This window comes from Pseudomonas allokribbensis (genome assembly GCF_014863605.1).
GTDB classification, from domain to species: Bacteria; Pseudomonadota; Gammaproteobacteria; order Pseudomonadales; family Pseudomonadaceae; genus Aquipseudomonas; species Aquipseudomonas allokribbensis.
This window is the reverse complement of record NZ_CP062252.1, coordinates 5773180-5799567: the sequence shown is the minus strand read 5'-3', so window position 1 is coordinate 5799567 and position 26388 is coordinate 5773180. Positions and strand designations below refer to the sequence as shown.

The window sequence follows — 26388 nt, the reverse complement described above, 5'->3', positions numbered from 1 at the left end:
CACCCAGGTGCGTGATTCCCACCGCATTTCAAGATGTATCCGATTGTTAAAAAACTGCCGAATCGCTAACCTTCGCGCCTTCTACGACCCGACAGTCACGGGTCTTTCAGACGAAACGCAGTTTTCACCGCTGTGAAGTACCGAGGATCGGGTGCAAGGTTTCGTTCAGGCATGGCAGGAGGCATCACATGCGTTCATTTCTTTTGCTGCTGGTCGGGTTGGCCTGCGCCCCCGCTTTATGGGCGGCGCCGAGCGCTGATCTGTCGGAACCGGTGGGCGGCTGGCGCTATAACGGTTTGCTCGACCGCAGTGAAAACCCGCAAGTCGCCTATCCCACGCCGCCGATCGATCGCGGCATCCAGCGCAATCGCACGATGATCCAGGGCCAGCTCAAGGCCATCGGCAACCAGCGCGGGCCGCACACCCTGGCGGTCAACGGCAATCCGCTGAATCTGTACACCGACGACGATGGGCGTTTCGCCCGGCCTTATGCATTTGGCGCAGGCTCCAACAGCGTCGAAGTGCGCAGCGCCGAAGGCCAGTCGCTCAAGCGCGTGCAGTTCTACGAAGCGAACAACCTGCGCACACCGGCGCGGATTCGCGTGGTGCTCGGCTGGGATGATCCCAAGGCCGAACTCGATCTGCACATCATTACGCCTGACGGCCAGCATGCGTTTTTCGCCCACACGGCGTTGACCAACGGCGGCGGTCTGGACCCGGACGGTGTCGACGGCCCCGGCCCGGAAATGTTCACCATGACTGCGCCGCTGCATGGCACCTATCTGGTTTACGTCAACTATTGGGGCAACTTTGGCGACGGCGGCTATAACTTCGAGGAGACCAGCAACCAGAACGAGGTCATCACCTCGCAGATCACGCTGGTGCTCAACGAAAACACCGTCGACGAAAAACGCGAAACGTTCATCGTGCCCCTGCGGGCCATCGGTGATCTGCTGCTGGTCAAGACTTTCAACTATTAAGCATCCCGCCACGGATGAACTCGGGTTCTGGAAAGATGAGCGATAACACTGCTACACCGGCCGCCGTAACGCCTGCCGGCAAACCCTCCCGGCGCTGGCCGTTGCTGGTGGTCGGGCTGTGCCTGGTGGCCGGCGTGGCGGGCGGGCTCGGCTGGCTGATGCACAAGCCCAAGCTGCCTGCGGCTGCGCTGGCCAGCGACAAGCTCGGCCTGAGCCGCCCGGACGCGCTGCTGGAAACCCGCTCCCTGAGCCAGTTGCCCAAGGACCTGCTGACAGTACCGTTCCTCAAGGCCACGCTCACCGAGGATTTCGTCTTCTATTACGAGACTCATGCTGATCGCCTCGGGCTGATCGGCAGTCTGCGGCGGATCATTTACGAGCATGACCTGAAGCTGCAGGACAGCCTCATTGAGCAACTCTTCGATCAACCGGCAGACGTGGCGTTGTGGCGTGGCGCCGATGGTCGTCTGAAGGATTTCCTGTTGGTGATGGATCGCGGCGGACTGGCCAAGCTGCTGGAGCCGCTGGCGAAAGTCGCGCTGGATGATTCGCAACTGAGCGTGTTGAGCACCCTGAAAGTCGGCAGTGACGAGGTGCCGCTGTATCAACTGACCTACAACGCCAGCAAATCACTGTTGTTCGCTTCCCGTGGCGACAAACTGGTGGTGCTTTCCAACCCGACCAAATTCTACGACCCTGAAAGTGGCGCCTCTGAAGAGTCTGGCCATGTTTCGCCACAAGCGCTGGCGGCGCTGCTCAATGGCGAAAAACTGTTCCCCGAAGCGTTCGGGCTGCCAGCTAAAACACCTGAAACCAAACAGCGTCTGTCGGTCAATTCCAGCGTCCTCGCCATGGGTTACCAGCGCTTCATCCCGAACTTCGCCGGCCTGCGTTTCGACATGGACGACAAGGGCTGGCACAGCTTCCTCGCCATGGATGAACTGGAGAACCAGCCGGACTTCGATTTCAAACCGGTCTGGCAAGCCATGCCGCTGGGTGCCAGTGCCTGCGTGACCTTGCCGGTAGCTGCCGAGCCGCAGAAACCGTTGCTGGTGAAACTCGGCGCCGAAGAAGCGGTGGCGCAGACACTTACCGAACACGTGGCCGGCGCGGCGGGCCTGTGCTGGTATGCCGATTCGCGGCTGTACACGCCGTTGCTGGTGGCCAGTCTGAAGGACGAGGACAGCGGCAAGCTCGACGGCGATATCGGCACGTTGTTCGATTCGATGGTCGGTGCCTATGAAGGCAACGTCGATGAGCACGCGTTCCCGGTGGTGGAAAAACAGGAAGGTCAGAGCCACCTCTGGCAGCGTCAGGTCAGCTCCAACTTCGGCCCTTACGCGGCCAAGGATGCCGAGAACCCGGACGCGATCACCGGCAAGGCTTTCATGAAAGTCAGCCTGGCACGCCACGGTTCGACGCTGCTGTTTTCCCTCGACGACAAACTGGTCGACAAGGCCCTCGGCACCCTCGACAAACGCTTCCCGCCGATGGCCGATGTGCTGCCCAAAGACGTGCTGATGCCGATCTACTTTGGTCCGGACTCGATGGCGCAACTGATGCAGCAGGAAACCCTCGACAGCCTGCCGCAGGACATGGAGCCGGTGTTCTACAACGCCGCGCAAACCTACCTGATCCCGAAACTGCGCACCCTCGGCGGTTACGGCAAATACGCCCTGACGTTGCCGGAAGGCAGTGAGCCCGACGGTCACTGGCAATGGCTGCCGCTGGAGTGGAAAGCGCTGTGACTGGATTGATCCGCAGCCTCGGCTTGCTCGCGCTGTTACTGAGCGCGGGTGCCCGAGCGGTTGAAGCGCCGGCGCTCGATCCTGCGCAGTCCCAGGTCTTTCGTGCCTGGTTCGTGCGCATCGCTCAGGAACAGTTGAGCAAAGGCCCGAGCCCGCGCTGGTATCAGCAGGACTGCGCCGGGCTGGTGCGTTTCGCCGCCAACGAAGCGCTGAAAGTCCATGACGACAAATGGCTGCGCAGCAATGGCGTGTCCAACCGCTACCTGCCGCCGGAGCTGGCGTTGAGCGACGAGCAACGCAAGTTTGCCCAGCAATGGCAACAGGGCGGCGGCAAGGTCGGGCCCTACGTCAACGCGATCAAACTGATTCAGTTCAACAGCCATCTGATCGGCCGCGACGTGTCTCAGGCACGGCCCGGCGATCTGATGTTTTTCGATCAGGGCGACGACCAGCACCTGATGATCTGGATGGGCCGTTACATCGCCTATCACACCGGCACGACCACCCCCACTGACAACGGCATGCGTTCGGCAAGCCTGCAGCAACTCACGACATGGAAGGACACCCGATGGATACCCGACGCAGCCAACCCCAACTTCATCGGCGTCTATCGACTGAACTTCCTCTCCCAATGACCGGTGCCCGCATGCTGCGTTTACTGCCTTTTCTGTTGCTGTTAGTCCTGCCGTTTTCGGCAGTGAATGCCGAAGACTCCGTCGAGCCAAGCGGCTACACGCCGGTCTCCGGTGAAAGCTTCTTCCTGCTGGCCGACAGCAGTTTCGCCAGCGACGAACAGGCGGTTGTGCGCCTCGAAGCGCCGGGCCGTGACTACCGTCGTTTCCGCATGGAACCGTACGGCGGCGCCGACATTCGCGTGTACAAGATCGACAAGCCGCTGGACTTCCTCAAGCGCCAGAAGAACCTGCACCGCGTGGTCAGCGACGGCCAGTTCAAGGGCGAAGGCCTGTCGAATACCCTCGCGTACCTGTGGGACAACTGGTACCGCAAATCCCGTCGGGTGATGCAGCGTGCGTTCTCCTACGAATCGCGTCAGCAAGTCACCGAGGAAGTGCCGGAGCTGAAGATGGGCAACGCCATCGCCGCGCCGACGCCGTACGACGCGCAACCGCAGTTCGCCTTGATTCCGGGTCTGCCGGTGGTCAGCCAGTTCCGTTATCCGCTGTGGCAGGCCAAGCCGATCCAGCCGCCGGAAGGCGTGAATCTGGCCGGTTCTTCCAGCGAGTTCGTCAGCGTCGCGCCGGGCAACGTCTACATCCCGCTGGGCAACCTGAAACCGGGCCTGTACCTGGTTGAAGCGCTGATCGGCAAGTACCGCGCGACCACCATGGTGTTCGTTTCCAACACCGTGGCGGTGAGCAAGATTGCCGGTGATGAGTTGCTGGTGTGGGCCGCGCGCAAACACGAAGGCAACTCGGTGCCGAAGGTCAATGTGCTGTGGACCGACGGCCTCGGCGTGATGAGCAGCGGCGCCACCGACACCGATGGTTTGCTGCGCCTGAAACACGTCAGCCCGGAGCGTTCGTTCGTCATTGGCGAGGACGAAGAGGGCGGCGTGTTCGTCTCGGAAAACTTCTATTACGACAGCGAAATCTACGACACCAAACTCTACGCCTTCACCGACCGGCCGCTGTATCGCCCGGGCGATTGGGTGTCGCTGAAAATCGTCGGCCGCGAATTCAAGAACGCGCGGGACTCGGTGTTGCCGGGCGCGGCGGACGTCAACGTCAGCGTGCTCGATGCGACCGGTACCGAGTTGCAGCGGCTCGACCTGAAACTCGATTCGAAGGCCGGCACCCAGGGCCGTTTCCAGTTGCCGGACAACGCGGTGGCCGGTGGTTATGAGCTGCGTTTCAACTACAAGGATCAGGCCTACAGCAGCGCGTTCCGTGTGGCGGAGTACATCAAGCCGCACTTCGAAATCTCGCTGAATCTGGCCAAGCAGGATTACCGCACCGGCGAACCGGTGAAGGGCAGCCTGGTGCTGCTGTACCCGGACGGTAAACCAGTGGCCAACGCCAAATTGACCCTGAGCCTGCGCGCCCAGCAACTGTCGATGGTCGACAACGAGCTGCAATACCTCGGGCAATTCCCGGTGGAGCTGACCAGCACCGAACTGACCACCGACAGCAAAGGCAACGCGACCCTCGACCTGCCAGCCGCTGACAAACCGAGCCGCTACATGCTCACCGTGTTCGCCAGCGATGGCGCGGCGTACCGGGTCAAGACCACCAAGGAAATCCTCATCGACCGTGGCGCCGCCAGCTTCCGCCTGACTGCGCCGCAGCGTTTCAGCGCGGTGGGCGACAAGGTTGCATTCAGCTACGCCAACGAGGGTGGCAGCGTGCAGGCTCAGGCCGTTGTGCCGAGCAGCTACAGTTGGGTGCGTCTGGAAGACCAGACCACCGGCGAAGGCAAACTGGCGGCGAAAGACAAAGGCTTCAGCGTGACGTTTGATCGTCCGGGGACCTACAACCTGTCGCTGAAGGATCAGTTCGGCCGGGTGCTCGGTGGCACCGGTCATTCGGTCACCGGCGACGGCGTCAAGGCGGTGCCGGGCACCGTGGAAATCGTCCTCGACAAACCCGAGTACAAGGCCGGCGACGAAGCACTGGCGCTGATCACGTTCCCGGAGCCGGTGAGCGATGCGCTGCTGTCGCTGGAGCGCGACAAGGTCGAAGCCACCGCGCTGCTGGCCAAGGGCGGCGACTGGCTGAAACTGGAAAAACTCAGCGACACCCAATACCGCGCACGCATCCCGGTGAAGGACAACTTCGCGCCGAACCTGACGTTCTCCGTGCTCTACACCAAGGGCGGTCAGTACAGCTTCCAGAACGCCGGGATCAAGGTCGTCGCGCCGCAGATCGACGTGGCGATCAAAACTGACAAAGAGACTTATCAGCCGGGCGATACCGTGACGGTCGACCTGACCACGCAGTTCGCCGGCAAGGCAGTGCCGGCGCACCTGACGGTCAGCGTCGTGGATGAAATGGTCTACGCGTTGCAACCGGAAGTCGCGCCGACTATCGACCAGTTCTTCTATCACCCGCGCCGCAACAACGTGCGTACCAGCGCCAGCCTGTCGTTCATCAGTTACGACGTGGCATTGCCGGGCAGCCCCGGCGCACCGGGCAAGGCCAACCGCAGCGAACGCGGGGTGAAAGTGCTGGAGCGGCCGCGTCGCGAAGACGTCGACACCGCCGCGTGGCAGCCAGAGTTGCTGACCGATGCCGACGGCAAGACCCGTTTCACCTTCAAGATGCCGGACTCGCTGACCCGCTGGCGCATCACCGCGCGGGCGATCGCCGACGACGGTCAGGTCGGGCAGAAGAAGCAGTTCGTCCGCTCGGAAAAACCGCTGTACCTGAAGTGGAGCGGGCCGAGCAAATTCCGCAAGGGCGATCAGCCGCAACTCGGCGTGTTCGCCTTCAGCCAGGCCGAGAAACCGGTCAAGGCTGAACTGGTGACGCACTACGCCGGCGCCGAACAGCGCCTGCCGGTGACCCTCAACAACGGTATCAACTACCTGCCGCTGCCGGCGTTTGCATTGGCTACCGGCGAGTGGACAGCCGAGCTGGTGCAGGACGGCAAGACCGCCGACGCCCTCGCTGTACGCCTCACCGCGACCGGTGAAGGCTGGCAAGTGACGCAGACTCAGAGCCTCGACGTGGCCAGCGGCGACACGCCGTTGACTCTACCGGCGGACGCCACCGACATTCGCCTGCGTCTGGATGACAGTCCGCAAGCGCTGTTCCGTTCGGCCCTCGACGATCTGCTGAGCTATCCGTACGGCGGCGTCGAACAGACCGCCAGTCGCTTGCTGCCGCTGAGCATCGCTTATCCGTCGCTGGCGTCGAGCCCGCAGGTCCGCGATCGCTTGCGTCTGATCATGCAGAACAGCCGTCTGCGTCTGGTGCAAATGGCCGGGCCGTCGGCGAGCTTCACCTGGTGGGGCTTCGACGGTGAGCCGGATGCGTTTCTAACCGCTTACGCCTATTACGCCGACTGGAACGCCAGTCAGGTGCTGGAGCTGACCTTGCCGCCGGAACACTGGCAGCGGGTACTGGAGGTCTACGCCAAGCAGGCGCCGAATACGCCGTTGCTGCAACGGGCGCTGATCCTGTCGTTCGCCAAACAGATGCACCTGCCGGTCAACACGCTGCTCAGCGGTTTGATGGAGGATCTGGCCAAGGCCGGTGAAGGCAATGCCGCGAACCTGATGGACGACGGCGAAGACAGTCTGGTGATGAGCGATCCGGATTCGGCGCTCGGTCTGGCGGCGGCGCGGGTCCTGACCGCATCGCTGGCGACCCAGTCGAAAGTCGCTTTGCCGGATGCGTTCAATCGTCAACTGGGCGCTGCGCAGCAGCGGTTGGCCGTCAGCTCTCAACCGTTTGTCGAAGCATTGAACCTGTCGCTGCAACCGTTCGATCAGGCTCGTGCGAACGCGCTGCTGCAACGCCTGTTGCCGCAGCAATCGACCCTCGAACGCGCGCTGGCGCTGACCTGGCTGCAACGCAGCATCGCTCAGGCGTCGCCGACCATCGCGCTGGCACCGGGTGAAGGCTGGAAGAAAAACTACGGCGCGACCGGCGAGATGTTCTGGACGTGGCAAGGTGCTGCGCCGGTGCCGAGCGTGTTGACGGTGTCGGGTACTCAGGAGCGTCCGTTGCGTGCCGCGCTGAGCTTCCAGACCCAGCAACCGGCGGTTGATCCGATGGCGGTGACCATCACTCGTCGTCTGTCGCGTCTGGTGCCGGGTGACGAAGCCTTTACCTTCAAACTGGAGCCGGTCGGTACTAAACCACTGTCCAGCGACAGCCTGTATCTGGACGAAGTGATCCTCACCAGCAAGGCACCGAAACCGCTGCGCTACGGCATGCTCGAAGTGCCGCTGCCGCCGGGCGCGGATGTCGAGCGCACGACCTGGGGCATCAAGTTGCAGGGCAAGGACGGCACCGAGCCGACCGCGCTGGAGAAAGCACGTTTCGAACCGGGCCAACTGGCCTACGCGGTGCCGGTGGATGCGCTGAGCGGTGAATTGCGTCTGCGGCATCTGGTGCGGTTCTCGCAGAAAGGCCAGTTCAATCTGCCGCCGGTGCGCTTCACTCAGGTCTACGCGCCGCAGCATCAGGCCCAGGAAGCGAAAGCCGCCCTCGGTCAGGTCACGGTCAACTGACATGCCACGGCCGCTGCTGTGGCTGCTGATGTGTGTGATTCCTGCGCTGGCGACGGCGCAGGATGAACCGTTGCGCATGGCCTACAAGGGCGAGTTGCTGTCGCTGAACACCACGCAACTGACCGCTCGCGAGCCGCTGCCTTCGTCTCTGGATACGCCGCTGGGCAGTCTGTGGAAGATGTTCGTTTACGCGTGGCTGGTGGATACCGGCGCGCAAGAACCGGCGTATGAATGCCGCGGGCAGTCGAAGGAAGAAGTCTATTGCTGCACCGCGGGCGGCAAGATCGAACGTGATCAGGCGCTGGTGAAATCCTGCGGGCTGTATTTCGAGCCGGCGCGGTTGGGCATAACCGCTGGCGATTGGAAAACCTATTGGCAGGCGCGACAGGCGCCGTCGTGGTTGCTGGACCTGCCATCGGTGCAACCGACTACTCGGGTTTCCGTGGCTGACTTGCTGAAGGTTTTGTCTTTGTTGCCGGCTCAGGATCAGATGCGCCGTGTGCTGCTCGACGTGGTGCTGAACGCGGCGGACGGCAATGTCGTCGGTGAACTGGGCGGCCGCTTGCGGGTGAAAACCTGGAGCTGGCTCGGCGATCAGGACTCTAAGTCACGCCAGGGCGGATTCGCCGGCTGGACGGCGGATGGCACGCCGATCTGGGCCGGTGGCCGTGGCACCAGTCAGATGGTTCTGCGGCATTACGGCCCGGCGTTGGCGACGGTGTTGCCTTCTTCCTGGCCGGCAGAAGCGGGGCGTTGCGTTGAGGTCGGACTGTTCTCGCGTTATCCGGTTTCGCGGGTTCTGTCGGGTGAGCGCGTTGCTGGCTCAGGCCCATTGCAGGGTGATTACCGCGTCGAATTCGCCAATGGCAATGCGCTGGATATCCACAGCGACGGCGAACTGTTTCTGCTCAACGACAAGCTTGTTGCTCGGCTCGATCGTGAAGAGTACGTCGCCCGTGTGCTGGAGCGTGAAGCCAAACCCGAACCCGCCGAAGCCGCCAAAGCATTGGCCGTGGCAATCCGCACGTATCTGCTGCAAAACGCCACGCGCAACGGCGAATGCCTGAGCATCGATGACAGCAGCACCCGCCAACGGGTCGCACCGCGTCCAGCCTCCGCCGAGTCGCGCAGCATTGCGGCGTGGACGGCAGATCTGGTGTTGGCCGGCAGCACCGTCACCTATCACTCCGATCAACCTGGCCCCGACAAACTTGCCTGGCAGCAAGCCGTCGAACAAGCCAATGCCGGCCAGCGCTACGACGCGATTCTGCTGCACGCCTATCCCCGCGCGAGCCTCAGCCGTTGGGACAACCCGGTGGCGTCCTGCGAAGCGTTGTCCGCTGCGCAAGACTGGCTGCAAAAACAGCGGCGCGGCTGGCGTCCGAGGCTGGAAAGCGAAACCGGCTACAACGAAGTCAGCACTTTCGCCGTCTGCAAGCTCGCGTTCGGGCGACCCTTCGTCGACCGCGAACGTCAGCGCATCTACGTGCGTGGCGTGCTGACTTTGCAGGATCGCCTCGACCTGACTCACGAATACCTGCACCTGGCCTTTGAAGCACACCCCAACGGCCAGGATGAAACCTATATCGAAGGGCTCGCCCGTCACCTTTTGCTGGAATAGACCATGACACTCCGTTATCCACAGGTCTTGCTGTTGCTCTGCGCGCTCAATGCATTGCCGATGGCGATGGCCGCCGACAGCGTCAAACTCGACACCCCGATCGGCGGCTGGCGCAGCGGCGCACCCGAGGGCGAAGGCGAAAGCTTCCGCCAGACCGTCAACTACCCGGCCTCCTCGGTGAACACCCCGGTCGGTCAGGCCAACACCGCACGCATCAGCGGCGAAATCAAAGCCACACCGAAAAACAAAGAGCCCGGCCGGCTGATCGTCAACGGCGTCAGCATGCCGCTGAAAATCGACGACAGCGGCCGCTTTGACCGCCCGTTCTCGTTCCCCAACGGCAGCAACAGCGTCGAAGTCCGCAGCCCCGACGGCCAGCAACGCCACCGCACGCAATTCCTCAACGTCAGCGGCGGCGCCACCCCGGCCAAACTGCGCGTGCTGCTGTCCTGGGACAGCGACGGCACCGACCTCGACTTGCACCTGGTCACACCGGACGGCGCGCACATCTGGTACGGCAACCGCGTCGCTCCCAACGGCGCTGCATTGGACGTTGACGTGACCACTGGCTACGGCCCGGAAATCTTCGCCATGCCGGCGCCGATCAAGGGGCAGTATCTGGTGTATGTGAACTACTTCGGCGGTGGTTATCGCGGTGATGACGAGGGCGGGGAGGAGGCGGTGCAGCCGCTGACCACGGCGCAGGTGACGGTGATTACCGAGGAAGGGACGCCGAGCGAGAAGATGGAGACTTTCATCGTGCCGATGCGGGCGGTGGGAGAGTTGACGCTGGTGAAGTCGTTCAGCTATCCGTGAGGCTCAGGTACAGTTTGCGCAAGGTCTGCACGCGGTTGCGTCCCCGATCCTTGGCGCCGTACAGCGCTTCGTCGGCTTCCGAGAGCAGGCGTGACAGTTCGTAACCCGACTCCCGTGTCGTCACGACGCCGATGCTGACGCTGAGGACGCCGGCTCCCAGAATCGTCAGTTCGGAAAACGCCTCACGAATCCGCTCGGCGACTTGCACGGCAACCTGTTCATCGGCGCCTGTCAGCAGACAGGCGAACTCTTCGCCACCGATACGCCCAAACGCGTCACCCTTACGCAACTGATTGCTCATCACTCGACTGAAGGCGATCAATGCCTGATCACCGGCCGGATGGCCAAAGGTATCGTTAAGACGCTTGAAGTGATCGAGATCGCAGAGCAGCAATGCAGCCGTTTCCGTCCGGCGCTTGCCCAGGGTCAGCAGTTGTTCGGCCTGCTGCAAAAAGGCCCGGCGATTGCCAATCCCCGTCAACGGATCGGTCAGCGCAGCCGCCTTGAATTTCCGTTCGGCGCGCTCCTTCACCATCGCCAGCGTCATGTAGGCGATGCCGATCACATAGAGCATCGACTCGAACAGCATGAAAGAGAAAAAGTGCGCGCCATCGCCGACGCCGGATCGCGATTGATCCAGCGGCAAACCCTCATCGATCAGGCTTCTGATGCCGTAGAACGCGGTGTGCCACAACGTCAGGAGCAGCGCGGGCGTGTAGGCAACGTCCAGACTTTTGCGGCTGCGCCAGAGCTCCATTGCCGTCAGCAGCCCATAGCCGAACGCGAGCAGCGAATACGCAACAACGCGGGCCGGCATCGCGTTGTAGAACGCGGGGATCAGACACAGGGTCAACCAGATGATTGCACCGCCCACGATCCCCGGCACTGACGGCGCCCGACCGACAAACACCCGCATGGCCGTCCAGTTCAGCCCGGCACTGAGCAGCAGTATCACATTGCCGATCACGATCGGAATGAAATCGACCCCTTTACCCCGCCAACTGACCAACAGCATGCCCAGCGCGGCCAGCAACATCATGCAGCCCAGATACGCCAGCGGCCGCTCACGGGTTTCGCGATACCAGGCGTGCAGGGTCAACAGGCCCATTAACAAGAAAACGAAGACCGAGACGACCAGCAGAGTCGGGATGTGGAGCGCCATTCCTTGGGTTCCCCGTGGGGTTCAATACCGAAATCCGGCCGGTGAAGGGTGTTGTCGCGCGGGATTTAGCACTGTGGGGGTTGGGGTTGGCAAGTGTTGGGGGGCAGTTACAGATCCGCCATCATTTCGGAAAAACACCGCAAAGCGCATTGCCTTGGTAACCATGGACGATCGGTCCCAACATCATGAATGGGCCGCAGGCGTAGAAAGGGGATGGCACCGTTTGTTGCGAGTCGAGCAGAACGGCTTCGTTTCCGAATTCGTCGTTGCCGAAGGACTGCTCGAAATACGATGTGCACACCGGTAGTTTCAATGGCACCGGAATGATCAGTGCCCAAACGGTTATCCCGCACCATTCCCGTGTAGGCGTCGACGTGACCGTTCTGCTGATATGCGGTGTGATTGACCGATAGCTTTGTGCTTTGTAAGCGTCTGTCTTGACGGTTGTCTTTTCCGGGAGCGATACGATTGCTCCAACGCATCCTGAAAGACAAAGGCACAAGGCGGCTGCCAGGCCAGTTGATTTCACGTGAGAACCAATGGATTGGGGCATCAATAATGAACGTCCTTGTGGGGTGACTTGAGCAATCAGAGTTGCCGTTGCTTCCAGCAGACGGGGCTCTGTTGTGCGATGAGTTGTGCAGGCGCCCTTGCACAGCGCTCTGTCTGTAAACCGACACCCGACCGGCTTTTCAGCAGGCATTAAAAAGCCGGCTTGTGGCCGGCTTCTCGGGGACTGGCTTGGTTTATTTTTGGTAAACCGCGCCAGCCTTCAAAACGTACACCCGGATCTTGCGTCCGGCTGTGGGACTTGGTCAGACAGTGGTCTGCCGCGTCAGGCGTCATCTGGGCCGCTTGGCGGGTCGATGCGCGAATGTGGGGCGCAGGATACTGAGTTTTGCTTCTGATTCCCAGCTTGAAGTGCGGTTTAGAGCGATCAAACTGGAGAAAATCCGGGATTTGTACCGACTATCCGGGCCTCATCGCCAGCAGGATGGCTCTCGCTTCAGAGAAACGGCACCACCGGCCGCCGTTTGCCCAGCGTCGACCACCAGAACACCCACCCCAATACATGAATCCTCTGCTCCTCGATCTGCGCTGCCCGGAAGATCTCGTCCGGGTATTCGGCGCTGTTGTGGCTGCGCAGACGCAGGGCGTTGCCGGGCATACGGTGCAGGTATTTGATGCGCAGCATGCCGTCGTGTTCGATGGCGTAGATTTCGCCGTCCACCACCTGGGTGAGGCCGCGGTCGATGGCGAGGGTGGAGCCGTCTTCGATCTTCTCGGCCATGCTGTTGCCGATCATGTGCGTGCAGATGGCGTCGGTGTGGCGGATTTCCAGTGTTTCGAGGTGGCTGCGGGGCAGGCGGATGGTTTGCTCCGGGTCCTTGATGACATGGGTTTTGTCGGAGCCAGGGGCCGTCGGGGCTTCCTTGTAGAGCGGCAGTTCGATGTCGGTGGATTCGGGCACCGTATAGACGCCCTGAATCGCCTGGGCATCCAGTGTGTCGCCGGCGGTGTACAGATGCGGCGCTTCTTTCGGGCCTTCACCGGTTTTCAGCCATTGGCTGTTGACGGACAGCAGGCGCGCGACTTCTTCCATGCGGTACGCGGGTACGCCCCGGGTGTACCAGTTATGAACGTTTTGGGCTTCCGTGCCCCAGAACTTTGCGAATCCCGTGGTGGTGATATTCGCAGCTTCCAGGAGTGCCTTGAATCTTGGACCGCTAGTGTTCTTTCTCATAAACACGAGTCTACGGCCGGCCTAGAGCGGTTTGAATAAACCTGGCGTTCAAAATCGCGGCAAATTTTGCGACGGGATGTAAGACGTACTTGTGGGAAATTACACACACTAAAACTTTTCTGTAGGCAGCCATAAACAAGCTGTTTAAGCCCCTGCCAGTCAGGCACAAAAAACCCCGGATCAACCGGGGTTTTCTTCAAGCGTGTCGCAGGTCGCGAGGCTTAGCCTTTGTAGGCAGCAACCGACTTGGTGATCGCTTCGCGGGCGGCGTCTGCACCGGCCCAGCCTTCGATTTTCACCCATTTGCCTTTTTCGAGATCTTTGTAGTTCGCGAAGAAGTGCTCGATCTGCTGGATCAGCAGGGCTGGCAGGTCGGTGTATTCCTTCACGTCCACGTACAGCTGGGACAGCTTGTCGTGTGGGACTGCGATGACTTTGGCATCGCCGCCGCCGTCGTCGGTCATGTTCAGGATGCCGACTGGACGAGCGCGGATCACCGAACCTGGAGCAACCGGGTAAGGGGTTACGACCAGCACGTCCAGGGGATCACCGTCGTCAGCCAGGGTGTTCGGGATGTAACCGTAGTTGGCCGGGTAGAACATCGGGGTGGCCATGAAACGGTCAACGAACAGGCAATCGCTGTCTTTGTCGATTTCGTATTTGATCGGCGCGTGGTTGGCCGGGATCTCGATCGCGACGTAGATGTCGTTCGGCAGGTCTTTGCCAGCCGGAATCTTGCTGTAGCTCATTGGGCGTTGCCCCCGTTAGTAGACCAAAACACTTGGCCGGATTGACCAAAAAGTGGCGGCGATTATAGGCATATTCCACCCGCGATGCCATGCACCGAAGGTCGTCCAGGCCTTACTCGTGTGCCTGATAGACCGGGTCCGTGGCCTGAAGTTGCTTCAGTCGTGCCAGCGGATCCTGTCGGTAGAAAAGCTGCAACTGCGCATACACCTGTGGATAAGCCTCGTGCAGCAGATCCGGGGCGCTGAAAAAGTACTCGCTGGTGACGGCGAAGAACTCGGCCGGGTTCTCGGCGGCATACGGGTCGATGACGGTTTCGGCGTCGGGATGGCGGTCGAGCTGGCGGTTGAGATCGTCGTAGGCCGCTTGCATCACCTGGGCCCAGTCGCTGACTCGCATGTCGGCATGCAGCGGCGGCAGGCCGTTGGCGTCGCCATTGAGCATGTCGAGTTTGTGCGCCAGTTCGTGGATCACCAGGTTGTAGCCTTCCCAGCCACCACTGGCCATCACCCCGGGCCAGGCGAGGATGATCGGCCCTTGCTGCCAGGCTTCACCGCTGTGTTCGCCGTCCCATTCATGCTCCACACCACTGGCATCGCGATGGCGCTGGGGGCTGAGGAAGTCGTCGGGGTAGAGGACGATTTCGTGAAAACCCTGATACCAGTTCAGATCGCCCAGATGCAAAAGTGGCAATTGTGCCTGGACGGCGAGCAGCAGGCGTTGTTCCTGATGCAGCTCGACGCCGGGCAGGGCGGTCAGGTGTTTGTCTTCAAGGAACAGGACGCTGGTTTCGCGCAGCCACTGATCCTCCTCGGCGCTGATGCCGTCGAGAAAGGTCAGGTGGTGGCGCACCCGCTGCCACATATCATCGGCAATCGGGTGCTTTGCCAGGATGCGCCGGCGTCGCCAGGCGCTCAGCGACCACATCGACTTAGTTCGATTGGGCTTTGGCGCCGCCGAAACGACTGCGAACCACGCCAATGATCATCGGTACCAGCGACAGCAGGATGATGCCGACGACCAGCAGCGACAGGTTTTTCTTGATGAACGGTACGTTGCCGAAGAAGTAGCCCAATGTCACCAGACCACCGACCCACAGGACGGTGCCGAACACGCTGAAACCGAAGAAGCGCGCATAAGGCATTTTTGCGACACCGGCGACGAACGGCGCAAAGGTGCGGATGATCGGCAGGAAGCGCGCCAGGGTCACGGTCTTGCCGCCGTGCTTGTCGTAGAAATCGTGGGTCTGTTGCAGATAGTCGCGGCGGAAGATCTTCGAGTTCGGATTGCTGAACAGTTTTTCGCCGGCCGTTCGTCCGATCACGTAGTTGGTGCTATCACCGAGGATCGCCGCCAGCATCAGCAGGCCGCCCAGTAGCACCGGGTCCATGCCGCCACCTGCGGCGACGGCGCCAGCGATGAACAGCAGCGAATCACCCGGCAGGAATGGCATGACCACCAGGCCGGTCTCGCAAAAGATCACCAGAAACAGGATGGCGTAGATCCAGGTCCCATAGTTGTTCACCAGCATGTCGAGATAGACGTCGAGATGCAGGATGAGGTCGATCGGGTTGAAATCCATGTGGGCACCTGTGGTGACGGCCCGACTCGGCAGGCCTGTGCGGATGATTCGGTGTAAGCCTACAAGCGGGTGTAGTTTTTCTTACAAGCCGGAAAGCTCAGGATTATACGAGCTGATAGGTGAAAAGCGCGTTGGTTTTGTAGCGGGGCGTTTCGAGGGTGGAACGAGGCGCCAGCCTTGGTGGCGAGGAGGTTTGCTCCTTCGCCACGATGGCCGGCTTGCGCAATGTTAGAAAAAATCAGAGTTCGTCGCTGATCGGCAGCACGTAGTTCTTGAACTCGGTGTCTTCCTTGAATCCGATGGATTCGTAGGTTTTCTGCGCCACTTCGTTGTTGCTGCTGGTGGATACGCGCATACGCACGGCCTGGGTTTCCTTGGCCATTCTCTTCGCGGTGCGGATCAGGTTGTCGGCGACCAGCTGGCGGCGGGCGTCTTCGGCGACGTAGATGTCGTTGAGGATCCACACACGCTTGAGCGACAGCGAGGAAAAGCTCGGGTAGAGCTGACAGAACCCCATGAGCTTCTTGTCGTCGTCATCGGCCAGGGCCAGGTAAATCACCGATTCCTTGCGCCGCAGGCGTTTTTCAAGGAATGCCCGGGACGAGTCCGGATAGGGCAGGGAACCGTAGAACTCGCGATATTTGACGAACAGCGGGGCCAGCAGGTCCAGGTGCTCGAGGGTCGCTTGAATAATCCGCATGATAGGTCTCGTCTTCAAGTGGCTGTCTTCAACTGCTCTGACGGCGATGGGAAACCCGTGCGGCCGTGCATCGATCCTGCCTGAAACCGGCGCAGAAACGCAATGCGGAAACGGTTCAGGCTGGGGGCGGATCGAGTAGGAAATTACTCTTCATATCTGCACCGGCTTCCGATTCCAGCGTCTGAACCTGCGCTTCGTCCTTCAGATTGACGCCCGACAGTTGTCGCCGACAGGCTTCACGCATCAGATACAGCAAGCGATGGGCCGCCATGCCGTAGCTGAGTCCCTCCAGCCGCACATTGGAGATGCAATTGCGGTAGGCATCCGTGAGGCCGACCTTTGGATTGTAGGTGAAATATAAACCGAGGCTGTCCGGCGAGCTGAGGCCGGGGCGCTCTCCGATCAGCATCACGACCATTTTTGCGCCCAGCAATTGGCCGATTTCATCGCCAACCGCCACTCGGCCTTGCTCTACCAGCACTACCGGCGCGGTCGACCATTCGTCGGCGGTCATCTGTTCTTCCAGACGGGTGAGAAAGGGCAGGGTGTGCCGATGCACCGCCAGCGCCGAGAGGCCGTCGGCCACGACGATCACCAGGTCCACGCCGCCCGGATGCGCCAGGGCGTATTCACGCAGGGCTTGCGCCGATTGATCGCTCAACTTGCGCCCCAGATCCGGGCGTTGCAGGTAGCTGTTGCGATCCGCAGCCGCGCTGTGCAGCAGCAGGCTGTCACGCTGACGCTCCGTCAGTTGGGCACTGAGCCCTGCATGGTCGAAGGGTAAATGCACCGCATCACGGGCCTGAGCGTGGGCGAACTGGAAATCCAGCTGCGCGCGGGTCGGCAGGCTGGTGCCGGTGCGGCCGAGAGCGATCCGCGCCGGGGTCAGGCGGCGCAGCTCAAGCCAGGGGTTCTGTGGATCGACGGGCGGTTTTTCCATCTGACTCATCCCAGTTGCGCCAACGCCTGGCGGAAGGCCGGCGGCAGGTTGTTGCCAAAGCGGACTTTGCCGTCCGCCTGGGTGAAGATGCCCATGTTCGCCAGCCACTGCTCGAACTCCGGCGCCGGTTTCAGGCCCAGGGTCTGACGCGCGTAGAGGGCGTCGTGGAACGAAGTGGTCTGGTAGTTGAGCATGATGTCGTCGGAGCCGGGGATGCCCATGATGAAATTGATCCCCGCCACGCCCAGCAGGGTCAGCAGGGTGTCCATGTCGTCCTGGTCGGCCTCGGCGTGGTTGGTGTAGCAGATGTCGCAGCCCATCGGCACGCCGAGCAGCTTGCCGCAGAAGTGGTCTTCGAGGCCGGCGCGGATGATCTGCTTGCCGTTGTAGAGGTACTCCGGGCCGATGAATCCTACGACGGTGTTCACCAGAAACGGTTTGAAATGTCGCGCCACGGCGTAGGCCCGGGTCTCGCAGGTCTGTTGATCGACGCCGTGGTGGGCATTGGCCGACAGCGCGCTGCCCTGGCCGGTTTCGAAATACATCAGGTTCTGCCCCAGCGTGCCGCGATTGAGGCTCAGCCCGGCGTCATAGCCTTCCTGCAAGATATTCAGGTTGATGCCGAAACTGGCATTGGCCGTTTCGGTGCCGGCAATCGACTGGAACACCAGATCCAGCGGCACCCCACGGTTGATCGCCTCTATAGACGTGGTGACGTGGGTCAGGACGCAGGCCTGAGTTGGAATGTCGTAGCGCTGGATGATCGCGTCGAGCATTTCCAGCATCGCGCAGATCGAGGCGATGCTGTCGGTGGCCGGGTTGATGCCGATCATCGCATCGCCGTTGCCGTACAACAGACCGTCGAGAATGCTCGCCGCGATGCCGGACGGTTCGTCGGTCGGGTGATTGGGTTGCAGCCTTGTGGATAACCGTCCACGCAGGCCGAGGGTGCCGCGAAATTTCGTGACGACGCGGATCTTCTGCGCCACCAGCACCAGATCCTGCACGCGCATGATCTTCGACACAGCGGCGACCATTTCCGGCGTGAGGCCAGGGGCCAGGGCACGCAGGCTGGACTCGTCGGCCGCTTCGCTCAGCAGCCAGTCGCGAAAGCCGCCAACGGTGAGATGGCTGACGACCGCAAAGGCCTGCTTGTCATGGCTGTCGATGATCAGTCGGGTGACTTCATCGGCTTCGTAGGGAATCAGTGCTTCCTGCAGGAAATGTGTCAGCGGGATGTCGGCCAGCGCCATTTGCGCGGCGACTCGCTCGCCATCGTTGAGCGCAGCGACGCCAGCCAGGAAATCCCCCGACCGAGCCGGGCTGGCCTTGGCCATCACGTCCTTGAGGCTGTCGAAGCGATAGGTCTGGGCGCCGACGGTATGGGCAAATGCGGCCATGGGGCGCGTTCCTCCTGAATGAATGCTTTTAGTGCGGGCACCGAGCCCGAGGCCCGATGCCGGTGCAGCTCAGTTAGCGTTTAGATACCTTCGAGCATAGCGTCTGCCGGTGCTTCGGAGCGTTGCTTGGCGGTCAGCTGGAAGTACAGGTAACCGGCGGCCATGAACCCGAGGAATACACAACCGATCAGCGTGTTGAACCAGGCCATCGCCACCAGGCACACCACCGCCAGGAACAGCGCGATGGCCGGCACCACCGGATAACCCGGCGCGCGGAAGGTGCGTTCCAGGTTCGGCTCGGTTTTGCGCAGTTTGAACAGGCTGAGCATGCTGATGATGTACATCACGATGGCGCCGAACACCGACATGGTGATCATCGCTGCCGTCAGGGTCATGCCTTGCAGATTGACCAGTCCGTCGCTGTAGATTGCCGCGATGCCGATCACACCGCCGGCCAGAATCGCCCGGTGCGGCGTCTGGAAACGCGAGAGTTTGGCCAGGCTTTTCGGCAGATAACCGGCCCGGGCGAGGGCGAAGAACTGCCGCGAGTAACCGAGGATGATCCCGTGGAAACTCGCCACCAGCCCGAACAGGCCGATCCAGACCAGCATGTGCATCCACGTCGAATTGTTGCCGACCACCGCTTTCATCGCTTGAGGCAACGGGTCGTTGATGTTCGACAGCTGGCGCCAGTCGCCGACGCCGCCCGCCATCACCATTACACCAATGGCCAGAAACACCAAGGTCAGGATGCCGCTGACGTAAGCCTTGGGAATCGTGCGTTTCGGGTCCTTGGCTTCCTCGGCCGCCATGGCTGCGCCTTCGATGGCGAGGAAAAACCAGATCGCGAAGGGAATGGCGGCGAAAATGCCGGGAATCGAGCCCATCGTGAATTCGTTGGCGCCCGACCAGCCGTTCAGCACGAAGTTGCTGAAACTGAAGCCCGGTGCAACGACGCCCATGAACACCAGCAGTTCGGCGACGGCGAGCACGGTGACCACCAGTTCGAAGGTCGCGGCGATGCTGACGCCGAGGATGTTCAGGGTCATGAACACGAAATACGCGCCGACCGCCGCGACTTTCGGATCAAGTTCCGGATATTGCACATTGAGATAGGCACCGATGGCCATGGCGATGGCCGGCGGGGCGAACACGAACTCGATCAGCGTGGCGATCCCGGCGATCAATCCGCCTTTCTCACCAAAGGCTCGGCGGCTGTAGGCGAACGGCCCGCCCGCGTGGGGAATCGCGGTGGTCAGTTCGGTGAAACTGAAGATGAAGCAGGTGTACATGGTCGCGACCATCAGGGCCGTGACCAGGAAACCCAGGGTTCCCGCCGTGCCCCAGCCGTAACTCCAGCCGAAGTATTCGCCGGAAATCACCAGGCCGACGGCAATGCCCCAGAGATGCAGGGTGCCGAGTGTGGGTTTGAGTTGTGTGGTGGAAGTCATAAGTCCTCTCTGTCTTTTTTATTGTTCGATCTGTTGGACTTTCGGGTGCAGCGGTTGAGTGGGTGGGCGCTGTTCACGCAGCGGCAGTGTTCACGCAAATCCTGAATGACGGGTACGCAAGGCCCGTGCCAGAGCGGCCAGGCCAGGGAGTAGTCATCGGGATGAAAAGGGCGGTACCGAAATCTCGGCACCGCCCTCGGTTTTTTAGAAGAAGCCCAGCGGATTGATGTCGTAGCTCACCAGCAGGTTTTTGGTCTGTTGGTAGTGGTCGAGCATCATCTTGTGGGTTTCACGGCCGACGCCGGACTTCTTGTACCCGCCGAACGCGGCGTGCGCCGGGTACAGGTGGTAGCAGTTGGTCCACACACGACCGGCCTTGATGGCGCGGCCCATGCGATAGGCGCGGTTGATGTCGCGGGTCCAGAGGCCGGCGCCCAGGCCGAACTCGGTGTCGTTGGCGATTGCCAGGGCTTCGGCTTCGTCCTTGAAGGTGGTGATGCTCACCACCGGGCCGAAGATTTCTTCCTGGAACACACGCATCTTGTTGGTGCCCTTGAGCAGGGTCGGCTGGATGTAATAACCGGAGGCCAGGTTGCCTTCGAGTTTTTCCACCTTGCCGCCGGTCAGCAGTTCGGCACCTTCGCCCTTGGCGATTTCCAGGTACGAAAGAATCTTGTCGAATTGCTGCTCGGACGCCTGGGCGCCGACCATGGTGTCGGTGTCCAGCGGATCGCCACGTTTGATTTGCAGGACTTTCTTCATGACGACGGCCATGAATTCGTCGTAGATCGATTCCTGTACCAGCGCACGGGACGGGCAGGTGCAGACTTCGCCCTGGTTGAAGAACGCCAGCACCAGACCTTCAGCGGCTTTTTCGATGAAGCTCGGCTCGGCTTTCATGATGTCTTCGAAGAAAATGTTCGGCGACTTGCCGCCCAGTTCCACGGTGGACGGAATGATGTTTTCGGCCGCGCATTTCATGATGTGCGAGCCGACCGGGGTCGAGCCGGTGAAGGCGATCTTGGCGATGCGCTTGCTGGTGGCCAGGGCTTCGCCAGCTTCTTTGCCGAACCCTTGCACCACGTTGAGCACGCCCGGCGGCAGCAGGTCGCCGATCAGCTCCAGCAGCACGCTGATGCCCAGCGGGGTTTGCTCGGCAGGTTTGAGCACCACGCAGTTGCCGGCGGCCAGGGCCGGGGCGAGTTTCCATGCGGCCATCAGGATCGGGAAGTTCCACGGGATGATCTGGCCGACCACGCCCAGCGGTTCATGAATGTGATAAGCGACGGTGTTGCCATCGATCTCGGCGGCGCTGCCTTCCTGGGCGCGCAGGCACCCGGCGAAATAGCGGAAGTGGTCGGCGGCCAGCGGGATGTCGGCGTTGAGGGTTTCGCGGATGGCTTTGCCGTTGTCCCAGGTTTCGGTGATCGCCAGCAGTTCGAGGTTCTGTTCGATGCGGTCGGCGATTTTCAGCAGGATCAGCGAGCGGGCCTGGGCGGAGGTCGAGCCCCAGGCATCGGCGGCAGCGTGGGCGGCGTCCAGGGCCTTGTCGATGTCTTCGGCAGTGGAACGCGGGAATTCGGCAATCGGCTGGCCATTCACTGGCGAGGTGTTGGTGAAGTACTGACCTTTGACAGGCGCGACGAACTCGCCGCCGATGTAGTTACCGTACTTGCTCTTGAACGAGACTTTGGCGCCTTCAGTACCGGGGTGAGCGTAACGCATGATGATGTTCTCCTTGGCTTTGTACTTATTAGAGAAACGCGCATGAGCGCTTGCTATAAGCGTAGAGCAAAGGTCGGGCCACCGCCGTGCAGCTCAGGCAAATCAAGGCCTTGCGTGATTTCTGTCGGACAAGTGGCAAGCGTCTGTGACGGTATCGGTACAGCTCGGGTGACAGTTTGTACCGCTTCTGGCACAACCTGTGACCGGGTGGTCTTGCCAGCATTGCAAAGACCGGTTGGCTGGAGGATGCTGGGCACCACTTCACGCATGGGCCGATGAGCCTCGGGGAGAATAATAAGAAATGCACGACAACCATTTGAGTCGCCATGCCCAACAGGTTCTCACCGTCACCCAGGGCAAGCCGCACCTGCACGGCCCCGGTGCCGACCCGTCGATCGCCCGCTCGTGGCTGCGTTGTCTTGAGGACTATCACCTCGACCCGGCCCTGACCATGGCGCCGACCGTACTCGAACACGGTCGTGTCCTCGAAAGCCGCGAACGGTTGCAACAGGTGTTGCAGATCGCCGGCAACGAAATGAGCAGCCTGCATCAGCAACTCTCCGGCGCCGGCCACGCGGTACTGCTGACCGACGCCCGTGGGGTAATCCTCAACTGCGTCACCGCTCCTGCCGAACGCAAGATCTTCGAACGCGCAGGGCTCTGGCTCGGTTCCGACTGGAGCGAGGCCTGTGAAGGCACCAACGGCATCGGCACCTGCCTGGTGGAACGTCAGGCCCTGACCATCCACCAGGACGAACACTTTCGCGGCCGTCACACCGGCCTGACCTGCTCGGCGAGCCCGGTGTTCGACCCGCACGGTGAACTGCTGGCGGTGCTCGATGTTTCCTCTGCGCGGCATGACGTCTCGCGCCAGAGCCAGTTCCACACCATGGCGCTGGTCAATTTGTCGGCGAAGATGATCGAGAGCTGCTACTTCCTGCGCTGTTTCGATAACCAATGGTTGCTGCGTTTTCATCTCCAGGCCGAATCCGTCGGGCTGTTCAGCGAAGGGCTGCTGGCGTTTGACGGGGAAGGGCGGATCAGTGCGGTCAATCAGAGCGCCTTGAACCTGCTGGGACACATTCGCGGTGGTTTGCTCGGCAAACCGGTGGAGGCGTTTTTCGATTGTTCGCTGGATGAGTTGCTGGGGCGTGCGAGTGCCAATGCCAGCGCCAGTTGGCCGTTGCGCACTCGTGACGGACGGCATCTGTTCGCGGTGCTGCGTGGCGAGTCGCGCAAGCCATCCATCGTCTTGCCGAAACCTCAGGCTCCCGAGGCGCCACGCCTGGCTGGCATTTGTCTGGGCGACGCCGGGCTGCAAGCGGATTTCCGCAAGGCCTTGCGAGTGTTCGAGCGTGACGTGCCGCTGCTGATCAACGGTGAAACCGGCTCCGGCAAGGAAGCGTTCGCCAAGGCCGTGCATCAGGCCAGTCAACGCGCCGGCAAAGCGTTCGTCGCCCTCAACTGCGCGGCCATTCCCGAAAGCCTGATCGAGAGCGAACTGTTCGGCTATCGCGGCGGCAGCTTCACCGGCGCGCGCAAGGACGGCATGCGCGGCAAGTTGCAGCAGGCCGATGGCGGCACGCTGTTCCTCGATGAAATCGGCGACATGCCGCTGGCCTTGCAGACCCGTCTGTTGCGGGTGCTTGAAGACCGGCAAGTGGTGCCGATTGGCGGCGAGCCGGAAGCGGTCAACGTGCGGATCATCAGTGCCACACACCGTAACTTGCTGGAACGGGTTGGCGACGGCAGTTTTCGGGAAGATTTGTATTACCGGCTCAACGGGCTGGAAGTGGCGCTACCGCCATTGCGCGAGCGCAGTGACAAGTCGCAGTTGCTGGATTTCCTGCTGGCCGAAGAGGCGGGCGGTGAAACGATCCTGATCGAAGAACCGGCGCGCCAGGCGTTGCTGGGCTTCAACTGGCCGGGCAACGTGCGGCAGTTGCGCAACGTGCTGCGAACGCTGGCGGCGTTGTGCGATGAGGGGCGGATCGGGCTGGATGATCTGCCGGCGATGTTCCGGCAGGTACAACCGCTGCTGGTCAAAGTCGATGAAGCGTCATCCGGGCAGCCGCTGGAGGATGCCGAGCGGCTGGCGTTGCTCAATGCGCTGGAACACACGCGCTGGCACATGACCCACACGGCGCAGCAACTGGGCGTCAGTCGCAATACGCTCTATAGAAAGCTGCGCAAGCACGGGATCGCCCGCAGCGCTTGACCCCTGAAAACGAGGATGCGGTTTTCCCCTGCCTGGGCTACCCTGCGGCCATGTTTTACGAGGTCGACTATGCACATTCATATTCTGGGTATCTGCGGGACTTTCATGGGCTCGATGGCGGTTCTGGCCAAAGAGCTGGGCCATCACGTGACCGGCTCCGATGCCAACGTTTATCCGCCGATGAGCACCCAGCTTGAAGCCCAGGGCATTCAGCTGACTCAGGGCTACGACCCGGCCCAGCTTGATCCGGCGCCGGATCTGGTGGTGATCGGCAACGCCATGTCCCGCGGCAATCCGGCGGTGGAATATGTGCTGAACAAAGGCCTGCCGTACGTCTCCGGCCCGCAGTGGCTGGCCGACCATGTGCTGCAAGGTCGCTGGGTGCTGGCGGTTGCCGGTACTCACGGCAAGACCACCACCAGCAGCATGCTCGCCTGGGTACTGGAACATGCCGGCATGAGCCCGGGCTTCCTGATCGGCGGCGTTCCGCAGAATTTCTCGGTGTCGGCGCGTCTGGGTGGCACGCCGTTCTTCGTGATCGAGGCCGACGAGTACGACAGCGCGTTCTTCGACAAACGCTCGAAGTTTGTCCACTACCGTCCACGTACGGCGATCCTCAACAACCTTGAGTTCGATCACGCTGACATTTTCCCGGATCTGCCGGCCATCGAGCGCCAGTTCCACCACTTGGTGCGGACTATTCCGAGCGAAGGCCTGGTGATCCACCCGACCACCGAACCCGCCTTGCAGCGCGTGATCGAGATGGGCTGCTGGACCCCGGTGCAAACCACCGGTGCTGGCGGTCAGTGGCAGGTCAAGTTGCTGAAGGACGACGGCTCGGCATTCGAAGTGATGTTCGAGGGCGTCTCCCAAGGCGTCGTCGAGTGGGAATTGACGGGGCAGCACAACGTAGCCAACGCATTGGCTACTCTGGCGGCAGCGCGTCACGTTGGTGTTGTGCCGTCGATGGGCATCGCCGGGTTGAGCGCGTTCAAGAGCGTCAAGCGTCGGATGGAAAAAGTCGCGGAAGTGCGCGGCATCACCATCTACGACGACTTCGCCCACCACCCGACCGCCATTGCGACCACCCTCGACGGCCTGCGCAAACGCATTGGCGACGCACCGCTGATCGCGATCATCGAGCCGCGTTCCAACTCGATGAAGCTCGGCGCACACCGTGATGGCTTGCCGGACAGCGTGGTCGATGCCGATCAGGTGATCTGGTACGCCCCGGCCAACCTCGGCTGGGACCTGGCTGGCACTGCCGCGTTGTGCACCGTGCCGTCGATCGTCAGCGATTCGCTGGAAGGCATCATCGAACGCGTGAAAAGCCAGGCCCAGCCCGGCACCCACGTGGTGATCATGAGCAACGGCGGCTTCGGCGGTCTGCACGGCAAACTCGCCGAGGCGCTGAAATGAGCAACGGCCCGGAACGCATCACGCTGGCGATGACCGGCGCGTCCGGCGCCCAGTACGGCTTGCGTCTGCTGGATTGCCTAGTGCGCGAGGATCGCGAAGTACATTTCCTGATCTCCAAGGCCGCGCAACTGGTGATGGCTACCGAGACGGACGTGTCGCTGCCGGCCAAGCCGCAAATGATGCAGGCGTTCCTCACCGAATACACCGGCGCCGCCGCCGGGCAGATCCGCGTGTATGGCAAGGAAGACTGGATGTCGCCAGTGGCCTCGGGCTCCGGGGCGCCGGCGGCGATGGTGGTGGTGCCGTGCTCGACAGGCACCTTGTCGGCCATCGCCACAGGCGCCTGCAACAACCTGATCGAGCGAGCGGCAGATGTAACGTTGAAAGAGCGTCGCCAGTTGATTCTGGTACCGCGCGAAGCGCCGTATTCGAGCATTCACCTGGAGCACATGCTCAAGTTGTCGAACATGGGCGTGACTATCCTGCCGGCCTCGCCTGGCTTTTATCACCAGCCGCAGACCATCGATGACCTGATCGATTTCGTGGTGGCGCGGATTCTCAATCTGCTGGGCATCCCCCAGGACATGCTGCCGCGCTGGGGCGAGCATCACCTGAGCAGCGATGAATAAGCTGCTGGCGATCCTGCTGATATTGCAACTGACTGGCTGTGCCACGGCGCGCACGCTCGATGCCGCCAAGCCCGGCGCGCCGGTGGTGTATTCCGGCACTCGGCTGGACTTGTACGCCATGAACGGTGGCTGTTGCGCGATGGATCGGTTCGGAGCCGAGGCGCCAAGCTATCCCGGGGTGGATCTGCCGGCCAGTGCGTTGCTCGATACGCTGTTGTTGCCGTTGTCGTTGCTGACGGTGATCGGCGTGGGATTTCAGGCGACTGGCGGACTATGAAAATCAAAGGCTCGACCCACTGGGTCGAGCCT

Annotated in this window: 21 protein-coding genes; 10 read left to right on the top strand and 11 right to left on the bottom strand. The window is 61.6% G+C overall.

Annotated elements, in window-relative coordinates:
* Positions 1 to 188 precede the first annotated feature (188 nt).
* The 6 genes from IF199_RS26620 to IF199_RS26595 are packed head-to-tail and all read left to right on the top strand — an operon-like array spanning position 189 to position 10362.
* Positions 189 to 980 (top strand): YfaP family protein, encoded by a 792-nt coding sequence (locus IF199_RS26620; RefSeq protein ID WP_096820761.1) that lies wholly within the window; start codon positions 189 to 191, stop codon positions 978 to 980.
* A gap of 35 nt (positions 981 to 1015) precedes the next feature.
* Entirely contained in the window at positions 1016 to 2728 is a 1713-nt protein-coding gene (locus IF199_RS26615) for a DUF2138 domain-containing protein (protein WP_096820762.1), read from the top strand.
* Entirely contained in the window at positions 2698 to 3363 is a 666-nt protein-coding gene (locus IF199_RS26610; RefSeq protein ID WP_192559091.1) for a DUF1175 domain-containing protein, read from the top strand. The genes IF199_RS26615 and IF199_RS26610 overlap by 31 nt, the downstream gene beginning before the upstream one ends.
* Complete coding sequence (locus tag IF199_RS26605) at positions 3360 to 7925, top strand: alpha-2-macroglobulin family protein (protein WP_192559090.1); 4566 nt, start codon at positions 3360 to 3362, stop codon at positions 7923 to 7925. Before IF199_RS26610 ends, IF199_RS26605 begins: the two co-directional genes overlap by 4 nt.
* A 1-nt stretch (position 7926) precedes the next feature.
* Positions 7927 to 9546, top strand: coding sequence for a DUF2300 domain-containing protein (locus tag IF199_RS26600; protein ID WP_192559089.1), 1620 nt, complete (start codon positions 7927 to 7929; stop codon positions 9544 to 9546).
* 3 nt (positions 9547 to 9549) lie between these two features.
* On the top strand, positions 9550 to 10362 hold the full coding sequence (locus IF199_RS26595) for a YfaP family protein (RefSeq protein WP_192559088.1): 813 nt from the start codon (positions 9550 to 9552) through the stop codon (positions 10360 to 10362).
* Here IF199_RS26595 and IF199_RS26590 read toward each other — a convergent pair.
* The 11 genes from IF199_RS26590 to exaC form a co-directional block, all read right to left on the bottom strand.
* Positions 10349 to 11524: a GGDEF domain-containing protein gene (locus tag IF199_RS26590; RefSeq protein ID WP_192559087.1), complete on the bottom strand. Its 1176-nt coding sequence runs from the start codon at positions 11522 to 11524 to the stop codon at positions 10349 to 10351. The two genes, IF199_RS26595 and IF199_RS26590, sit on opposite strands and share 14 nt — an antisense overlap.
* Positions 11525 to 11645: 121 nt before the next feature.
* A complete protein-coding gene (locus tag IF199_RS26585) occupies positions 11646 to 12077 on the bottom strand; it encodes a hypothetical protein (RefSeq protein ID WP_244142417.1) in 432 nt (143 codons plus the stop codon).
* A gap of 453 nt (positions 12078 to 12530) precedes the next feature.
* Complete coding sequence (locus tag IF199_RS26580; RefSeq protein ID WP_192559086.1) at positions 12531 to 13268, bottom strand: S24 family peptidase; 738 nt, start codon at positions 13266 to 13268, stop codon at positions 12531 to 12533.
* Positions 13269 to 13489: 221 nt separating this feature from the next.
* On the bottom strand, positions 13490 to 14017 hold the full coding sequence (ppa, locus tag IF199_RS26575) for an inorganic diphosphatase (RefSeq protein ID WP_007990564.1): 528 nt from the start codon (positions 14015 to 14017) through the stop codon (positions 13490 to 13492).
* A gap of 112 nt (positions 14018 to 14129) precedes the next feature.
* Complete coding sequence (locus tag IF199_RS26570; protein ID WP_192559085.1) at positions 14130 to 14942, bottom strand: M90 family metallopeptidase; 813 nt, start codon at positions 14940 to 14942, stop codon at positions 14130 to 14132.
* Between the two features lie 4 nt (positions 14943 to 14946).
* On the bottom strand, positions 14947 to 15597 hold the full coding sequence (locus IF199_RS26565) for a DedA family protein (RefSeq protein WP_096820769.1): 651 nt from the start codon (positions 15595 to 15597) through the stop codon (positions 14947 to 14949).
* Between the two features lie 238 nt (positions 15598 to 15835).
* On the bottom strand, positions 15836 to 16297 hold the full coding sequence (locus IF199_RS26560; protein ID WP_096820770.1) for a GNAT family N-acetyltransferase: 462 nt from the start codon (positions 16295 to 16297) through the stop codon (positions 15836 to 15838).
* A gap of 115 nt (positions 16298 to 16412) precedes the next feature.
* The gene (gene eutC, locus IF199_RS26555; RefSeq protein ID WP_371858315.1) at positions 16413 to 17246 is read right to left on the bottom strand and encodes an ethanolamine ammonia-lyase subunit EutC; all 834 of its coding nucleotides are present in this window, start codon (positions 17244 to 17246) and stop codon (positions 16413 to 16415) included.
* Positions 17243 to 18637 carry an ethanolamine ammonia-lyase subunit EutB gene (locus IF199_RS26550; RefSeq protein WP_192559084.1) on the bottom strand — a complete coding sequence of 465 codons (1395 nt, stop codon included), beginning with the start codon at positions 18635 to 18637 and terminating at the stop codon, positions 17243 to 17245. The genes eutC and IF199_RS26550 overlap by 4 nt, the downstream gene beginning before the upstream one ends.
* 80 nt (positions 18638 to 18717) lie before the next feature.
* Entirely contained in the window at positions 18718 to 20088 is a 1371-nt protein-coding gene (gene eat / locus IF199_RS26545; RefSeq protein WP_096820772.1) for an ethanolamine permease, read from the bottom strand.
* A gap of 204 nt (positions 20089 to 20292) precedes the next feature.
* Positions 20293 to 21813, bottom strand: a complete 1521-nt coding sequence (gene exaC, locus IF199_RS26540; RefSeq protein WP_096820773.1) for an acetaldehyde dehydrogenase ExaC — start codon at positions 21811 to 21813, stop codon at positions 20293 to 20295.
* Positions 21814 to 22114: 301 nt separating this feature from the next.
* Between exaC and IF199_RS26535 the strand changes: the two genes are divergently transcribed.
* From IF199_RS26535 to IF199_RS26520, 4 genes are all read left to right on the top strand, one after another.
* Positions 22115 to 24031 carry a sigma-54-dependent Fis family transcriptional regulator gene (locus IF199_RS26535; protein ID WP_192559083.1) on the top strand — a complete coding sequence of 639 codons (1917 nt, stop codon included), beginning with the start codon at positions 22115 to 22117 and terminating at the stop codon, positions 24029 to 24031.
* Between the two features lie 69 nt (positions 24032 to 24100).
* Entirely contained in the window at positions 24101 to 25450 is a 1350-nt protein-coding gene (gene mpl, locus IF199_RS26530) for a UDP-N-acetylmuramate:L-alanyl-gamma-D-glutamyl-meso-diaminopimelate ligase (RefSeq protein WP_007958628.1), read from the top strand.
* The gene (ubiX, locus tag IF199_RS26525; protein ID WP_192559082.1) at positions 25447 to 26079 is read left to right on the top strand and encodes a flavin prenyltransferase UbiX; all 633 of its coding nucleotides are present in this window, start codon (positions 25447 to 25449) and stop codon (positions 26077 to 26079) included. The genes mpl and ubiX overlap by 4 nt, the downstream gene beginning before the upstream one ends.
* On the top strand, positions 26072 to 26356 hold the full coding sequence (locus IF199_RS26520) for a YceK/YidQ family lipoprotein (RefSeq protein ID WP_039771878.1): 285 nt from the start codon (positions 26072 to 26074) through the stop codon (positions 26354 to 26356). Before ubiX ends, IF199_RS26520 begins: the two co-directional genes overlap by 8 nt.
* Positions 26357 to 26388 lie beyond the last annotated feature (32 nt).

Bases quoted from the DNA above. Each gene is read 5' to 3' on its own strand.
- IF199_RS26565 (WP_096820769.1), bottom strand. From the start codon at position 15,597: ATGGATTTCAACCCGATCGACCTCATCCTGCATCTCGACGTCTATCTC.
- IF199_RS26610 (WP_192559091.1), top strand. From the start codon at position 2,698: ATGGCTGCCGCTGGAGTGGAAAGCGCTGTGACTGGATTGATCCGCAGC.
- IF199_RS26595 (WP_192559088.1), top strand. From the start codon at position 9,550: ATGACACTCCGTTATCCACAGGTCTTGCTGTTGCTCTGCGCGCTCAAT.
- IF199_RS26590 (WP_192559087.1), bottom strand. From the start codon at position 11,524: ATGGCGCTCCACATCCCGACTCTGCTGGTCGTCTCGGTCTTCGTTTTC.
- IF199_RS26535 (WP_192559083.1), top strand. From the start codon at position 22,115: ATGCACGACAACCATTTGAGTCGCCATGCCCAACAGGTTCTCACCGTC.
- ppa (WP_007990564.1), bottom strand. From the start codon at position 14,017: ATGAGCTACAGCAAGATTCCGGCTGGCAAAGACCTGCCGAACGACATC.
- eutC (WP_371858315.1), bottom strand. From the start codon at position 17,246: ATGAGTCAGATGGAAAAACCGCCCGTCGATCCACAGAACCCCTGGCTT.
- IF199_RS26580 (WP_192559086.1), bottom strand. From the start codon at position 13,268: ATGAGAAAGAACACTAGCGGTCCAAGATTCAAGGCACTCCTGGAAGCT.
- IF199_RS26605 (WP_192559090.1), top strand. From the start codon at position 3,360: ATGACCGGTGCCCGCATGCTGCGTTTACTGCCTTTTCTGTTGCTGTTA.
- IF199_RS26570 (WP_192559085.1), bottom strand. From the start codon at position 14,942: ATGTGGTCGCTGAGCGCCTGGCGACGCCGGCGCATCCTGGCAAAGCAC.
- IF199_RS26615 (WP_096820762.1), top strand. From the start codon at position 1,016: ATGAGCGATAACACTGCTACACCGGCCGCCGTAACGCCTGCCGGCAAA.
- eat (WP_096820772.1), bottom strand. From the start codon at position 20,088: ATGACTTCCACCACACAACTCAAACCCACACTCGGCACCCTGCATCTC.
- IF199_RS26620 (WP_096820761.1), top strand. From the start codon at position 189: ATGCGTTCATTTCTTTTGCTGCTGGTCGGGTTGGCCTGCGCCCCCGCT.
- exaC (WP_096820773.1), bottom strand. From the start codon at position 21,813: ATGCGTTACGCTCACCCCGGTACTGAAGGCGCCAAAGTCTCGTTCAAG.
- IF199_RS26550 (WP_192559084.1), bottom strand. From the start codon at position 18,637: ATGGCCGCATTTGCCCATACCGTCGGCGCCCAGACCTATCGCTTCGAC.
- ubiX (WP_192559082.1), top strand. From the start codon at position 25,447: ATGAGCAACGGCCCGGAACGCATCACGCTGGCGATGACCGGCGCGTCC.
- IF199_RS26520 (WP_039771878.1), top strand. From the start codon at position 26,072: ATGAATAAGCTGCTGGCGATCCTGCTGATATTGCAACTGACTGGCTGT.
- mpl (WP_007958628.1), top strand. From the start codon at position 24,101: ATGCACATTCATATTCTGGGTATCTGCGGGACTTTCATGGGCTCGATG.
- IF199_RS26585 (WP_244142417.1), bottom strand. From the start codon at position 12,077: ATGCCCCAATCCATTGGTTCTCACGTGAAATCAACTGGCCTGGCAGCC.
- IF199_RS26560 (WP_096820770.1), bottom strand. From the start codon at position 16,297: ATGCGGATTATTCAAGCGACCCTCGAGCACCTGGACCTGCTGGCCCCG.
- IF199_RS26600 (WP_192559089.1), top strand. From the start codon at position 7,927: ATGCCACGGCCGCTGCTGTGGCTGCTGATGTGTGTGATTCCTGCGCTG.